This window comes from Mesorhizobium sp. M2A.F.Ca.ET.039.01.1.1 (assembly GCF_003998035.1).
GTDB lineage: Bacteria > Pseudomonadota > Alphaproteobacteria > Rhizobiales > Rhizobiaceae > Mesorhizobium.
This window is the reverse complement of sequence record NZ_RZRY01000115.1, coordinates 1-13,051: the sequence shown is the minus strand read 5'-3', so window position 1 is coordinate 13,051 and position 13,051 is coordinate 1. Positions and strand designations below refer to the sequence as shown.

Below are 13,051 nucleotides of genomic sequence, written 5' to 3'. Positions count from 1 at the left end.
GGGCAGGGTGGAGCGGGTCATCGAGGGACTGCCCGGCTATCCCGACAACATCAACCGCGCCTCCGACGGCACCTATTGGCTGGCGCTGATGGGCATGCGCACGCCGGCGCTCGACCTGTCGCTGGAAATGCCCGGCTTCCGCCGCCGCATGGCGCGGCGCGTGTCCGAGGATGCCTGGCTGATGCCCAACCTCAATACCGGCTGCGTGCTGCGCTTCGACGAGAAGGGCCAAATCCTGGAAAGCCTTTGGGACCAGGCCGGCGAGAAACATCCGATGATCACTTCGATGCGCGAGCACAAGGGCATCCTCTATCTCTGCGGCATCTTCAACAACCGCATGGGAACCCTGCCGCTGAAGGGCTCCGATCCCAACTGGTTCAGCTCGGATTCCTACTGGGGCAAAAAGCCATGAGCGCCGTGAGCCGGCTTTTCGATCGCTTTCTCGGCCGTGGCGACTGGGCGGTGACCGTTCCGACGCTCGACGGGCCGCTGCTGCCCAACCAGGACCTTGAGGAGGCGGAGCTCTTCGCAGGCCTCGCTGCGGCCGACAATCTGGTGCGGACCGAAAAGGGCATGCTGGCGAGCAGGCGAACCGGCTGATGCGGTTCGATGCCGACGGCAAGGCCGAGGTCCTGCAGGAATTTCCGGGCGAGATCACCGCGCTCGCCCATGCACGCGGCATGACCGCCCTGGCCACCGGCGGCAAGGGCGTCGTCATCCGCGGCGGCCTGCATGACGGGCGGCAGGCGACGGGCGACGAGGCCCACAGGCTGTCCTGCGTTACCGCGCTGACTTTCCTCGACAGCAACACGTTGCTGGTCGCCAACGGCTCGGCCACGCTGCCGGCGAGCGCCTGGCGCCGCGACCTGATGCAGAAGAACGCTTCAGGCTCGGTCTGGCGCCTCGACCTGAAAAGCGGCCGGCTGGAGCTGATCCGCGACGGCCTCGCCTGGCCGGCCGGCATCGCCACCACCGGGTCAAACCGCGTCTACGTCACCGAGGCCTGGCGCCATCGCGTGCTGGCGATCGATCTCGCCGGCAAGGCGACGGCGCCGGTGCTGGAACATCTGCCGGCCTATCCGGCGCGCATCGCGCCCGCCTTCAACGCCGGCTACTGGTTGACCTTCTATTCCGTGCGCAATCAGCTGGTGGAGTTCATCCTGCGCGAGGAGACTTTTCGCAAGCGCATGCTGGTTGAGATACCGGAAGCCTACTGGATGGCGCCGTCGCTCAGCTCGTGGCGCGACTACCGCGAGCCGATGCAGGGCAGCCAGCTCAAGCAGATGAACGTGCTGAAGCCTTACGCGGTCACCAGGTCCTACGGGCTGGTGGTGCATTGCGACCAGAACATGAAGCCGCTGTCGAGCTTCCATTCGCGGGCCGACGGCACGGTGCACGGCACGATCAGCGCCTGCGAGGTCGACGACGACCTGCTCGTCGCCTCGCGCGGCGGGTCGCGGATCGTGCGCGTGGCCAAGGCCGCCAGCGGCAAGCGGGGTTAAGCGATGTCGGATAACATCATCGAGCTCAAGGACGCGACCAAGGCGTTCTCGCGCATCCCGGCCTTCAAGAACGTCAATTTCGACCTGCGCAAGGGCGAGATCCACGCGCTGCTCGGCGAAAACGGCGCCGGCAAATCGACGCTGACCAAGGTCATGGCCGGCGTGTTCAAGCTGACCGAGGGCAAGCTCTTCTTCGACGGCAAGGAGGCGTCTTTCGCAACGCCCGCCGAAGCGCTGCGCGCCGGCATCGCCATGGTGTTCCAGGAGACCAATCTGGTGCCGGCCATGACGGTGGCGCAGAACCTCTATCTCGGCGAGGAGAAGATGTTCAACCGGCTGCGCGGCCTCTACATCCAGGCGCGGCAATTCCTTGCCGGCATGGGGTTCCAGGTAGACCCGACCGCGCAGGTGAGCACGCTGGGCGCCGCCCACAAGCAGATGGTGGAGATAGCCCGCGCCGTCCACCACAAGGCCCGCGTGATCATCTTCGACGAGCCGACCGCGACGCTGACGCCGGAGGAGAAACGCCATTTCTTCAACCTGCTGCAGCGGCTGGTGAAGGAAGGCATCGCCATCATCTTCATTACCCACGCGCTGGAAGAGGCGCTCGCCGTCGCCAACCGCATCACCGTGATGCGCGACGGCGAGATCGTGGCTTCGGGCGAGGCCAAGGGTTTCACCCGCGCCTCGATCGTGCAGGCCATGGTCGGCCGGACGCTCACCGAAACGCTGCATGGCGAGGTCAAGCGCACCGCGCGCCCCTATGGCGACAAGGTGCTTTCGGTCGAGAACCTCTCCTGCGCCGGCCTGGTGCGCAACTCGTCCTTCTCCGTCTTTTCGGGGCAGGTCACCGGCATGTTCGGACTGGTCGGCGCCGGCCGCACCGAGATGGCCAAGGTCGTTGCCGGGCTGTTGAAGCGCAACATCTTCCATGGCGGCGAAATCCGCCTGCTCGGCAAGTCGGTGCGCTATCGCGTGCCCAGGCCGGCGGTGCGCGACGGCATCGTCTATGTGACGGAGGACCGCAAGTTCGACGGCTTCTTCGAGACGATGACGGCGGGCGAGAACCTGCAGATCGGCGAACTGACGGACAAATCCAACCCGGTGTCGATCGTGTCCCTGGCGCGCGCCAGGGAACTCGCCAAGCAATGGGGCGAGCGGCTCAGGCTGAAGCAGATCAGCGAGCGCGCCAGGATGATCGAGCTTTCGGGCGGCAACCAGCAAAAGGTCGTGATCGCCAAATCGCTGATACAGCAGCCCAAGCTGGTGATCTTCGACGAGCCGACGCGCGGCGTCGATGTCGGCGCCATCGTCGAGATCCACCAGCTCATCAGCGACCTTGCCGATCAAGGCATGGCCGTCGTCGTCATCTCCTCCTATCTGCCGGAAATCCTTGCGGTCTCCGACCGCATCCTGGTCGTGAAGCGCGGCCGCGTGGTCGAGGAGATGATGCTGTCGGACGCGACCGAAGAACGCGTGATGTTCGCCGCCGTTCATTGAACTGGAACAGATTTGCTGGCTAAGGCCTGGAACGGCCCTATTGCCTTGCAATCGCTTCCGCGTCTGAATAGGTCAGGAGGCCAGATCACCTGCCCGAGCGGACATGTCCAGCATCAACCTCAAACTTCTGCAGACGTTCCTGCTCGCCGCCGAAAACGGCAGCTTCCGGCGCGCGGCCGAAGAGAGCAACCGTTCCCCTTCGGCCGTTTCCATGCAGATACGCGACCTCGAGGAGCAGATAGGCATCTCGCTATTCATCCGCACGGCGCAGCGCGCCAGCCTGACGCCGGAAGGCCAGGTTCTGTTCGAGGAGATCGCCAATGCGATGTCGCAGGTGCAGACCAGCCTCGACCGGCTGACCGAGATCGCCGCGCGGCGCAAGGGCAAGGTGCAGATCGCCTGCGCGCCGACGCTGGCGGCGAGCCGGCTGGGCGACATATTGGCGACATTCAAATTGCGCTATCCGCGCTCGATCGTCGAGGTCATCGAAACCCCGCCGCAGGCCGCGCTTGCGCTGTTGCAGCAACAGGAGGTCGAGTTCTATCTCGGCCCGGAAGTGCCGAACCTCGACGACTTCCAGTTCGAGTCGATCCTGGACGATCCGCTGATGGCCTGCATCCCGGTGGAGACCTATGGCGGCGAGAAGAAGCTCAATCTGTCCGACCTCAAGCGCTTCCCGCTGATCCTACTCAACCGCAAGACGGCGGTGCGCGGTCTGCTCGACCGGCTGACCGCGGCAGAAGGCATCGAGCTCAAGCCGCAATACGAGGTCGAAAGCGCCCAGACAGCGGTGGCGCTGGTGTCGTCGGGATTGGGCGTCTGCGTGGTGCCGGGCATCGCCATCTCGCGCAATGACGAGCGCATGCGGGTGGTGCCGATCGACCATCGCGACGCCCATCGCGCCGTCGGCATCATCACCGCGCGCGGCTACGTGCACCATTCCTTTTCCGAACAGCTGATGAACCTGATCCGCACCAATCTGCGCGAGCTGGCTCACTGAGTACGGCGTTTTAGAGATTAGTGCAGAAAGCCACTCCGTTCGTCATCCTAGGGCGCAGCAAGGAGCGAAGCGACGCGCGAAGACCCTAGGATCCATGCCGGAATCTCGACCGTAGAGTGCCACGGTGCAGGATGGTCGTTGACAGCAGCACCGATTAGGATCCTCCACATGACCGGATACGTCTACATGACCGCGAGCCAGAAAGGCGGCACGATCTACATCGGTGTCACCAATGACCTCGCTCGCCGAATTCCAGAGCACAAAACTGGCCAGGGTTCACGCTTCACCAGCCGCTACAACGTACAGCGTTTGGTCTGGTACGAGGAGTTTTTCGATATCGCCGACGCCATTCAGCGCGAGAAATCGCTGAAACGCTGGCAAAGGCAATGGAAGGTCGAACTGATCGAGAAGACCAATCCGACTTGGTCCGAGCTATTTCTCGGGATCGGCTGGTGACTATTCCTCACCCCAGCAGCGCTCGCAAGTTCAGGCATGGATCCTAGGGTCTGCGCGCGTCGCTTCGCTCCTTGCTTCGCCCTAGGATGACGAAGGCATTTGCGTACCCGCCTTTCGCAGGCCGGCCTCACCTGAATATCAATCTGTCTGGATCCAGACCGCCTTCGTCTCCAGATATTCGTGCAGGTGCTCGATGCCGCCTTCGCGGCCGTAGCCGGACATCTTCATGCCGCCGAACGGCACGGCCGGATCGATGGCGTGGTACATGTTGACCCAGACCGAGCCGGCCTTGACGCGGCGGGCGAGCTTGTGCGCGGTGCCGAGGTTGGTGGTGAAGATGCCGGCCGCCAGGCCGTAAGGCGTCGCGTTGGCGCGCGCAACGGCCTCGTCCAGCGTGTCGAAGGGCATGGCCGAAATGACCGGACCGAAGATCTCTTCCCGTGCGATCGTCATCTTGTCGGACACCGCGCCGAAGACGGTCGGCGCGATGAAGTTGCCGCCGTCATAGAGCTCGCCCGTCAGCCGCGACCCGCCGGCGACCAGCCTGGCGCCTTCGTCGCTGCCGGCCTTGATGTAGCCTTCGACCTTGCCGGCCTGCCTTGCGTTGATCAGCGGCCCGATCTCGGTCTCAGCCTCGATGCCGTGGCCGATGCGCAGCTTGCCGGCGAACTCCGCGACCCGGCGCACGAACTCGTCGTGGATCTCGCGCGCCACGAACAGGCGTGAGCCGGCAATGCAGATCTGGCCGGAATGCACGAACACCGCCATTGCCGCGACCGGCACGGCCTTGTCGATATCGGCGTCGCGGCAGACGATGATCGGCGACTTGCCGCCGAGCTCCAGCGAAACGCGCTTGAGGTTGGTGACGCCGGCGCGGGCGATCGCCTGGCCGGTCAGCGTCGAGCCGGTGAAGACGATCTTGTTGACGTCCGGGTGCTCGGCCAGCCGCGCGCCGGCCTCGGCGCCCGTTCCGGTGACGATGTTGACGACGCCGTCGGGCACGCCGGCTTCCTGCATCAGCTTCGCGATCAGGAGCGGCGTCAGCGACGCATCCTCAGACGGCTTCAGCACGATGGTGCAGCCGGTGGCGAGAGCCGGCGCGATCTTCCAGATCGAGGCGGCGGTCGGGGCATTCCAGGGGATGATCGCGCTGACGACGCCGACCGGCTCGCGCCGGGTGAAGGTGACGATCTCGCCGGGGATCGAATTGTCGATCGCCTCGCCATGCAGCGCGGTCGCCATGCCGCCATAGAAGCGCAGCATGCCGATGACCCGGCGGCGGTTGGCCAGCGTGCGGGTGATCGGCAGCCCCATGTCGAGCGTGTCCGAGACGCTGAGCTCTTCCCAATGTTTTTCGAAGAGGTCGGCGATCCTGAGCAGCACGCATTGCCGCTCGTAGGGCGAGAATTTCGACCAAGGGCCTTCGAAGGCGGCCCGCGCGGCGGCCACCGCCGCGTCGATATCCGCGGCTCCGCCGCGCGGCACCGTCGCCAGCACCTCGCCGGTCGCCGGGTTTAGCGCCTGCATCACCTCGCCGGACTGCGCCGCGACCCACTTGCCGCCGATGAACATCGGCCGGAATTCGCCATGGTAGAGCGTGGTGGCCTTCGCCCTCGGGTCGAAGTTCAGCGTCATCGTCTCCTCCTCACGAATTCCGAGGCGACTATTACTCCCGCTTCGGGCGACCTCAAACAAGGAAAGCTAAAAGGGCGTTCAGATAATCGGACTGTGCAACGCGCGCGTCTTCCCCGATGGTGCCGGCAACGGAGGAACAGATATGAGACTTGCTGGCAAGGTCGCCATCGTCACCGGTGGCGGGTCGGGGTTTGGCGAAGGCATCGTCAAAAAATTCGTCGAGGAAGGCGCGTCTTTCGTGCTGATGGATCGCGACGAAGCCGCGGCTTCGCGCGTTGCTGGCGAAGCCGGCGACAAGGTGCGGCCAATCACGGGCGACGTCTCGACGCTGGAGAGTTTTACGGCGGCCGCCGACCTGGCGCTCTCGGCCTTCGGCGGGCTCGACATACTCGTCAATAACGCCGGCGTGGCGCAGCCGCCATTGCCGCTTGAGACGATGGCCGAAGGCCTGTTCGACCGCATCGCCAACGTCAACATGCGCTCGATCTACAACGGCGCCCGCGCCGTGGTGCCGCATTTCAAATCAATCAAGTCCGGCGCCATCCTCAACGTCGCTTCGACCGGCGGCGTCTCGCCGCGTCCGAACCTCACCTGGTACAACGCTTCCAAGGGCTGGGCGATCGCCGCTACCCGCGCCATGGCGGTGGAACTCGCGCCGTTCGGTATCCGCGTCAACGCGATCAACCCGGTCGCCGGCGATACGCCGCTTCTGTCCACCTTCATCGGCTCCGGCGAGGAAAACCGCGCCCGCGTCGTCGCCACCATCCCGATCGGCCGGCTGTCGACGCCGCAGGACATGGGCAACGCCGCGGCGTTCCTGTGCTCCGACGAAGCCAGCATGATCACCGGCGTCGACCTGAATGTCGACGGCGGCAAATGCATCTGAATATTTGCGGTTCCTGAGGGATTGGCGATGAAGGATGTCTACCAGATCGCGGTCGTGCATGGCGACTGCATCGGCCCCGAGGTGTGCGCCGCGGCCGTCGAGGTGGTGAATGCGGCACTCGGGCCGGACTGCCCCTTGCGTTTCACCGAATATCCGGCTGGCGCGGAGCATTTCCTGAAGACGGGGCAGAGCTTTCCCCAGCCAACCTTCGCGGCGTGCCGGGCGGCTGACGCGATCCTGCACGGCGCCGGCGGCCTGCCCGGCGTGGTCTATCCGGACGGCACGGAAGCCGGCCTCGACTTCACGCTGAGACTTCGTTTCGAGCTCGATCTCTACGCCAATATCCGCCCGATCAGGCTCTTCGAAGGGGTGACGAGCCCGCTCGCCGGGGTGAAGGCCGGCGACATCGACTACGTCATCCTGCGCGAGAACAGCGAAGGGCTTTACGCCGCGCGCGGGGCAGGGGCGTTGCTGCGCGGCCAAGTGGCGGTCGACACGCTCGTGCAGACGCGCGCCGGTATCGAGCGCATCGTGCGCAAGGCCTTCGAGCTGGCGCGCCAGTCGAACGGCGCGCCGCGCGACGGCGTTCGCCGGGTGACCTGCTGCGACAAGGCGAATGTGCTGCGCAGCTACGCCTTCTTCCGTTTGGTCTTTGACGAGGTGGCGAAGGAGTATCCCGACATCGAGACGGAACATGCGCTGGTAGACGCCATGGCCATGCATCTCGTGCTGAAGCCCGGCCATTTCAACGTCATCGTCAGCGAGAACATGTTCGGCGACATCCTCTCCGACCTTGCCGCGGCGACGGTCGGCGGAATGGGCATGGCGCCGTCGGCCGAGGTCGGCGACAAGAACGGCTTCTTCCAGGCGGCGCACGGCTCCGCACCCGACATTGCCGGCAAGGGCATCGCCATTCCCTACGGGACGATCCTGTCGGCAGCGGCCATGCTCGACTGGCTTGGGCGCGGACATGGCGATGAAAGGCTGCTGCGGGCCGCTAAACAGATCCGCAGCGTGACGGAAACGTGCCTGGCGGGCGGGCTGCTCAGCGCAGATCTGAAGGGAAAGTCATCGACCGCCGAAATCACCGGGAACGTGTGCGACCGGCTCGCGGCCTAAGGAGATGGGGCGGCTCGATCGTTGCGTATCGGTGGAGGATTTCCGCCAGCTGGCGCGTCGCCGGCTGCCGAAATCGGTCTTCGAGTTCGTCGATGGCGGGGCGGGCCAGGAGCTGACCCTGCGCGAAAACCGCGCCGGCTTCGAACGCATCCGCCTGCTGCCGCGTGTTCTGACCGACGTATCCCGGCCCGACCTCACCACCACCTTGTGGTCGAGGACCTATCCGACGCCGCTGGTGATCAGCCCGATGGGGTCCTGCGCGCTGGTGCGCCCCGGCGCTGACATCGCCATTGCTTCAGCGGCCGCGGCGCGCGGCATTCCCTACACGCTGTCGACCATGGCGACGACCGGCATCGAGCGGATGGCAAGGGCGGTCCAGGGCCCGCTCTGGTTCCAGCTCTACGTGCTGAAGGGTTTCGATTTCAATCGCCGGCTGGTGCGGCAGGCTGAAGAGTTCGGCTATTCGGCGCTGGTCGTCACTGTCGACCTGCAGACGGGCGGCAAGCGCGAGAAGGATCTGAGGAACGGGATTTCGATTCCGCTCAGGCCCTCCCTGCGGCACGTGATCGAAGGGATCGCGCATCCGGGCTGGTCGTTTCGCCTGCTACGCGGCGGCCTGCCTCAGTTCGCGAATGTCCGCGGTTACCTCGGTGACACCAGCGCGGGGCTGACGATCGCGGCGCGCGTCGGCTGCAATCTCCACGCGGGTTTCGACTGGGACGATTTCCGCACGATCCGCGACTGGTGGAAGGGCCCGCTGATCGTCAAGGGCGTCCTGCACCCGGACGATGCCGTGAGATTGATCGCGGAAGGCGCGGACGGGATCTGGGTGTCCAATCACGGTGGCCGCCAGCTCGACGGCGCGGTCGCGAGCATCGACGCCATCGGAGCCGTGCATGCGGCCGTTGGCGACCGAGCTCCGATCCTGATCGATTCTGGTATCCGCACGGGCATGGACGTCATCAAGGCGAAAGCGCGCGGCTCGGCCGCCTCGGCCATCGGCCGCGCCGCCCTGATCGGCGCGGTGGCAGGACGGGCCGGGGTCGAGCGTGTGCTGGATATCTTGCTCGAGGAAATCGCCACCGGCCTGAAGCTTTCCGGGGTGCCCGGTTTTCAGCAAGTCGGCCCAGACCTGATTGCGCCGGCGGGCTAACCGAACGAAACCTTGGTCGCGCCACACCTGTGGTTTGCCGAGGGCGCCAGGTTGCGCCGATCATGGCCGGCGGTTATGCCGGGCCAGGATTTCCCAACGAGAGGCAACCGATGAAGGTCGTTTCCACCTCCAAATCGCATGGCGGCATCCAGGGCGTCTATTCGCATGCTTCGGAGGTCTGCGCCTGCGACATGACCTTTGCGGTGTTCGTGCCGCCCGAGGCCAAGGACGGGCGGCTTCCGGTCCTCTGGTATCTGTCGGGCCTGACCTGCACCCATGCCAACGTCATGGACAAGGGCGAGTACCGTCGCCTGGCATCCGAACTCGGGCTCGTCATCGTGTGTCCCGACACCAGCCCGCGCGGCACCGACGTTCCAGACGAGAAGGACAATTGGCAGTTCGGCTGCGGCGCCGGTTTCTATCTCGACGCGACCGAGCAGCCTTATGCGAAGAACTACCGGATGTACTCCTACATCACCGAGGAATTGCCTGCGCTGGTCGCCGCCAATTTTCCGGTCGACATCTCGCGCCAAGGCATTTTCGGCCATTCGATGGGCGGGCATGGCGCACTGACGATCGCGCTGAAGAACCCGGAGCGCTATCGGAGCTGCTCGGCCTTCGCGCCGATCGTGCAGCCCTCGACGGCCGGCTGGTCGCGCCCCGCTTTCGAGAAGTATCTCGGAACGGACGAAAAGAGCTGGCGCGCCTATGATGCGACGCTGCTGATCGAGGACGGCAAGCGCTTCCCGGAAATCCTCGTCGATCAGGGCACGGCGGATGGTTTCCTGCAGGATGGCCTTCGCCCATGGCTGCTGGGAGAAGCCTGCAAGAAGGCAGGCATCGACCTCACCCTGCGCATGCAGGAAGACTACGACCATTCCTACAATTTCATCTCGACCTTCATGGACGACCATCTGAAGTGGCATGCCAGCCGCCTCAAGTGACATTTGCGGAATGCGCGCCCGCCGCAATCGAACGGTCTATTCCGGGTCAGCCTGACTGAAGGGATATCGGCGTTCACCTTCCGGTGAGCGCGCGTCTTTCCGGCGGAACATTCCGCTTTTCGCGCTGTTAAGCCAGCAGCAGCGCGGAAAGGAGCTTGCGCATGGACAATCCGCGATCCACGGCAAGCATAGCCGGCCATCCCATCCATCCCATGCTCGTCACCATCCCGATCGCCTGTTTCGTCGGGACCTTGCTCACGGATATCGACTATTGGCGGACGGCCGAAATGACCTGGGCCTACTTCTCAACCTGGCTTGTAACCGTCGGTGTCATCGTCGGCATCCTGGCTGCCATAGCGGGGCTTACCGACTTTCTTGGCAGCCGCAGGATACGCGCCCAGCCGACGGCATGGCTGCATATGGCCGGCAACCTGGTCGTGCTGGTGCTGTCCTTCTTCAACATGCTCATCCACACGCGCGATGCCTGGACATCCGTCGTGCCGGCCGGGCTGATCTTGTCGGCGCTGGTGGTGATCATCCTGATCTTCACGGGCTGGCTCGGCTGGGCGCTGGTCTATCGCCATCACGTAGGAGTGGCCGATGAGACGATTTGACGGCCCCATCAAATGGATGGTCGCCGCGCTCTGTTGCGCAACGGCGCTGGGCGTTGCCGGCTGCAGCGACGACAACACCGATCCGAACGCGCAGATCGGCCCGAACCCGAAACTGCCGGAGATAAATCAATACCTGTTCCCGCCAATGCATCTGGCCTCGGTGGTCGGCTGGAAAAATGATGAAAAGCCGGCCGTCGCGCAGGGCCTGCAAATCGCGGCGCTGGCCAAGGGACTTCAGCATCCGCGCTCGCTTTACGTGCTGCCCAATCGGGACATACTGGTGGTGGAGTCCAAGGCACCGGATGAAGCATCGGTCAAGCGGCCCAAGGACATCGTTATGGGCTGGGTCGAGAGCTGGGTCACCTCCGGCGGCGATACCGGGCCGAGCAACCGCATCACGCTGCTGCGCGACACCAATGGCGACGGCAAGCCGGATTACCAGGGCGTGTTCCTCGACCATCTCAACTCGCCCTTCGGCGTGGCGCTGGTCGGCAACGACCTCTATGTCGCCAACACCGACGCGATCATGCGCTATCCATACCTGCCGGGCGATACGAAGATCACGGCGCCGGGCAAGGTGCTGACGGAACTGCCGGGCGGGCCGATCGATCACCACTGGACGAAGAGCCTGGTGGCGAGCCCGGACGGCTCATTGCTCTATGTCGGCGTCGGCTCGAACAGCAACATCACCGAGAACGGCATCCAAGCCGAAAAAGATCGCGCCGCGATCTGGGAGGTCGATCGCGTCACCGGCCGCTCGCGCATCTTCGCCAGCGGGCTGCGTAATCCTAACGGCCTGTCGTTCGAGCCTGAGAGCAAGGCGCTGTGGACGGTGGTCAACGAGCGCGACGAGCTCGGCCCGAACCTCGTGCCGGACTATATGACGTCGGTGAAGGACGGCGCCTTCTATGGCTGGCCCTACAGCTACTACGGCCAGCATGTCGATCCGCGCGTGATGCCGCAGCGGCCGGACATGGTGGCCAAGGCCATCCCGCCGGACTACGCGCTCAGCTCGCATGTCGCGCCGCTCGGGCTTGCGTTCTATACCGCAAGCAACCTGCCGCAATCCTATCGCGGCGGCGCCTTTGTCGGCGAGCACGGCAGCTGGGACCGCTCCCAGTTCAATGGCTACAAGGTGGTCTTCGTGCCGTTCAGCGGCGGGCATCCGAACGGCATGGCGCAGGACGTCGTCACCGGCTTCCTCAACGACAAGGGCGAGGCAAGGGGCCGTCCGGTCGGCGTTGCCGTCGATAAATCCGGCGCGCTGCTGATTGCCGACGATGTCGGCAACACGGTGTGGCGTGTCACCGCGGCGGCGCCAGGATCGACGTGAGGGAAGGCATCCTTCGACACTGCCGCCCGGCCTGGCCGATCAATTGAACGGATGTCGTAGAGACGCGATAATCCGGCTGGAAACAGTGGTATCCCGCGCAGGAGACTGTGGCTTCTGGCGCGGAGACCCTGGGCAAAGCGCGGCGCGGCAAAATCGGCGGCTAACGCACCTCGACCAATTGGGCAGGAACGATCTGGCGGCTGACGCATTTTGCTTCGCGTCAACAGCCGAGGGATCCGATGCGCATTGCCCATGTCGCGCCGCTCTATGAATCGGTGCCGCCGAAACTCTATGGCGGGACCGAGCGGATCGTCTTCTACATCACCGAAGCGCTGGTCGAGCTCGGCCACGATGTCACGCTGTTCGCGAGTGGCGACAGCGAGACGTCGGCCAGGCTGGTGCCCGCGCGTGACCAGGCGATACGCCTCGACCCGCGCCCGAAGAAATCGGAGATCGCCGCGCATCTCGCCATGCTCGCCGATGTGCGCGCGCGCGCCGGCGAGTTCGACGTCATCCATTTCCATCTCAGCCACTTCCTGCATTTTCCGTTCTTCGAGAACATTGCGGGGCGAACGGTGACGACGCCGCATGGCCGGCTCGACTATGTCGACCTGGCGCCGGCCTATAAGCGCTTCCCGCGTTTCCCGATGATTTCGATTTCGCACAGCCAGAAGCGCGGTCTGCCCGACGCGAACTGGCTCGCCACGATCCATCACGGATTGCCGCTCGATGCCTACCAACCGACCTATGAGCCGCGGGCGGAAGAACCATATCTCGCCTTCCTCGGGCGCCTGTCGCGCGACAAACGGCCGGACCGCGCCATCGAGATCGCGCGACGGTCCGGGTTGAGGTTGAAGCTGGCGGCCAAGATCGGCGACGACGACCGCGCCTACTTCCGCGCCAATATCG

At 64.8% G+C, this 13,051-nt stretch carries 13 protein-coding genes and 1 pseudogene; 13 read left to right on the top strand and 1 reads right to left on the bottom strand.

What is annotated here, in order from left to right:
- The 6 genes and pseudogenes from EOA24_RS11905 to EOA24_RS11885 form a co-directional block, all read left to right on the top strand.
- Window positions 1-412, top strand: a pseudogene (locus tag EOA24_RS11905) (ABC transporter permease); the annotation flags it as partial.
- Window positions 409-600, top strand: a complete 192-nt coding sequence (locus tag EOA24_RS41545; protein ID WP_189353913.1) for a hypothetical protein — start codon at window positions 409-411, stop codon at window positions 598-600. The pseudogene EOA24_RS11905 and the gene EOA24_RS41545, both read left to right, overlap by 4 nt.
- Window positions 600-1,502: a strictosidine synthase gene (locus EOA24_RS11900; protein ID WP_189353911.1), complete on the top strand. Its 903-nt coding sequence runs from the start codon at window positions 600-602 to the stop codon at window positions 1,500-1,502. Before EOA24_RS41545 ends, EOA24_RS11900 begins: the two co-directional genes overlap by 1 nt.
- Before the next feature lie 3 nt (window positions 1,503-1,505).
- Window positions 1,506-3,002 carry a sugar ABC transporter ATP-binding protein gene (locus EOA24_RS11895; RefSeq protein WP_126081844.1) on the top strand — a complete coding sequence of 499 codons (1,497 nt, stop codon included), beginning with the start codon at window positions 1,506-1,508 and terminating at the stop codon, window positions 3,000-3,002.
- Window positions 3,003-3,105: 103 nt separating this feature from the next.
- Window positions 3,106-4,002, top strand: a complete 897-nt coding sequence (locus EOA24_RS11890; RefSeq protein ID WP_126081845.1) for a LysR family transcriptional regulator — start codon at window positions 3,106-3,108, stop codon at window positions 4,000-4,002.
- Between the two features lie 168 nt (window positions 4,003-4,170).
- Window positions 4,171-4,458 carry a GIY-YIG nuclease family protein gene (locus tag EOA24_RS11885; protein WP_126081846.1) on the top strand — a complete coding sequence of 96 codons (288 nt, stop codon included), beginning with the start codon at window positions 4,171-4,173 and terminating at the stop codon, window positions 4,456-4,458.
- 138 nt (window positions 4,459-4,596) lie between these two features.
- On the opposite strand, the gene EOA24_RS11880 is transcribed toward EOA24_RS11885, so the two are convergent.
- Window positions 4,597-6,093, bottom strand: coding sequence for an aldehyde dehydrogenase family protein (locus tag EOA24_RS11880; protein WP_126081847.1), 1,497 nt, complete (start codon window positions 6,091-6,093; stop codon window positions 4,597-4,599).
- Between the two features lie 142 nt (window positions 6,094-6,235).
- Here EOA24_RS11880 and EOA24_RS11875 point away from each other — a divergent pair, with 142 nt between their 5' ends.
- The 7 genes from EOA24_RS11875 to EOA24_RS11845 form a co-directional block, all read left to right on the top strand.
- On the top strand, window positions 6,236-6,979 hold the full coding sequence (locus EOA24_RS11875) for a glucose 1-dehydrogenase (RefSeq protein ID WP_126081848.1): 744 nt from the start codon (window positions 6,236-6,238) through the stop codon (window positions 6,977-6,979).
- Window positions 6,980-7,006: 27 nt separating this feature from the next.
- A complete protein-coding gene (locus tag EOA24_RS11870; RefSeq protein WP_126081849.1) occupies window positions 7,007-8,098 on the top strand; it encodes an isocitrate/isopropylmalate dehydrogenase family protein in 1,092 nt (363 codons plus the stop codon).
- Between the two features lie 4 nt (window positions 8,099-8,102).
- The gene (locus EOA24_RS11865) at window positions 8,103-9,251 is read left to right on the top strand and encodes an alpha-hydroxy acid oxidase (protein ID WP_126081850.1); all 1,149 of its coding nucleotides are present in this window, start codon (window positions 8,103-8,105) and stop codon (window positions 9,249-9,251) included.
- 110 nt (window positions 9,252-9,361) lie between these two features.
- Complete coding sequence (gene fghA, locus EOA24_RS11860) at window positions 9,362-10,195, top strand: S-formylglutathione hydrolase (RefSeq protein WP_127255984.1); 834 nt, start codon at window positions 9,362-9,364, stop codon at window positions 10,193-10,195.
- A 161-nt stretch (window positions 10,196-10,356) separates the two neighbouring features.
- On the top strand, window positions 10,357-10,809 hold the full coding sequence (locus EOA24_RS11855; RefSeq protein ID WP_127255982.1) for a DUF2231 domain-containing protein: 453 nt from the start codon (window positions 10,357-10,359) through the stop codon (window positions 10,807-10,809).
- A 16-nt stretch (window positions 10,810-10,825) separates the two neighbouring features.
- Window positions 10,826-12,142 carry a sorbosone dehydrogenase family protein gene (locus EOA24_RS11850; RefSeq protein ID WP_189343373.1) on the top strand — a complete coding sequence of 439 codons (1,317 nt, stop codon included), beginning with the start codon at window positions 10,826-10,828 and terminating at the stop codon, window positions 12,140-12,142.
- A gap of 239 nt (window positions 12,143-12,381) precedes the next feature.
- A partial coding sequence (locus tag EOA24_RS11845; RefSeq protein ID WP_133374497.1) for a glycosyltransferase occupies window positions 12,382-13,051 on the top strand: 670 nt, incomplete at its 3' end.

Coding starts and splice junctions, on each gene's coding strand:
- EOA24_RS11870 (WP_126081849.1), top strand. CDS start 7,007: ATGAAGGATGTCTACCAGATCGCGGTCGTGCATGGCGACTGCATCGGC.
- EOA24_RS11850 (WP_189343373.1), top strand. CDS start 10,826: ATGGTCGCCGCGCTCTGTTGCGCAACGGCGCTGGGCGTTGCCGGCTGC.
- EOA24_RS11895 (WP_126081844.1), top strand. CDS start 1,506: ATGTCGGATAACATCATCGAGCTCAAGGACGCGACCAAGGCGTTCTCG.
- EOA24_RS11890 (WP_126081845.1), top strand. CDS start 3,106: ATGTCCAGCATCAACCTCAAACTTCTGCAGACGTTCCTGCTCGCCGCC.
- EOA24_RS11865 (WP_126081850.1), top strand. CDS start 8,103: ATGGGGCGGCTCGATCGTTGCGTATCGGTGGAGGATTTCCGCCAGCTG.
- EOA24_RS11900 (WP_189353911.1), top strand. CDS start 600: ATGCGGTTCGATGCCGACGGCAAGGCCGAGGTCCTGCAGGAATTTCCG.
- EOA24_RS11885 (WP_126081846.1), top strand. CDS start 4,171: ATGACCGGATACGTCTACATGACCGCGAGCCAGAAAGGCGGCACGATC.
- EOA24_RS41545 (WP_189353913.1), top strand. CDS start 409: ATGAGCGCCGTGAGCCGGCTTTTCGATCGCTTTCTCGGCCGTGGCGAC.
- EOA24_RS11880 (WP_126081847.1), bottom strand. CDS start 6,093: ATGACGCTGAACTTCGACCCGAGGGCGAAGGCCACCACGCTCTACCAT.
- EOA24_RS11875 (WP_126081848.1), top strand. CDS start 6,236: ATGAGACTTGCTGGCAAGGTCGCCATCGTCACCGGTGGCGGGTCGGGG.
- fghA (WP_127255984.1), top strand. CDS start 9,362: ATGAAGGTCGTTTCCACCTCCAAATCGCATGGCGGCATCCAGGGCGTC.
- EOA24_RS11855 (WP_127255982.1), top strand. CDS start 10,357: ATGGACAATCCGCGATCCACGGCAAGCATAGCCGGCCATCCCATCCAT.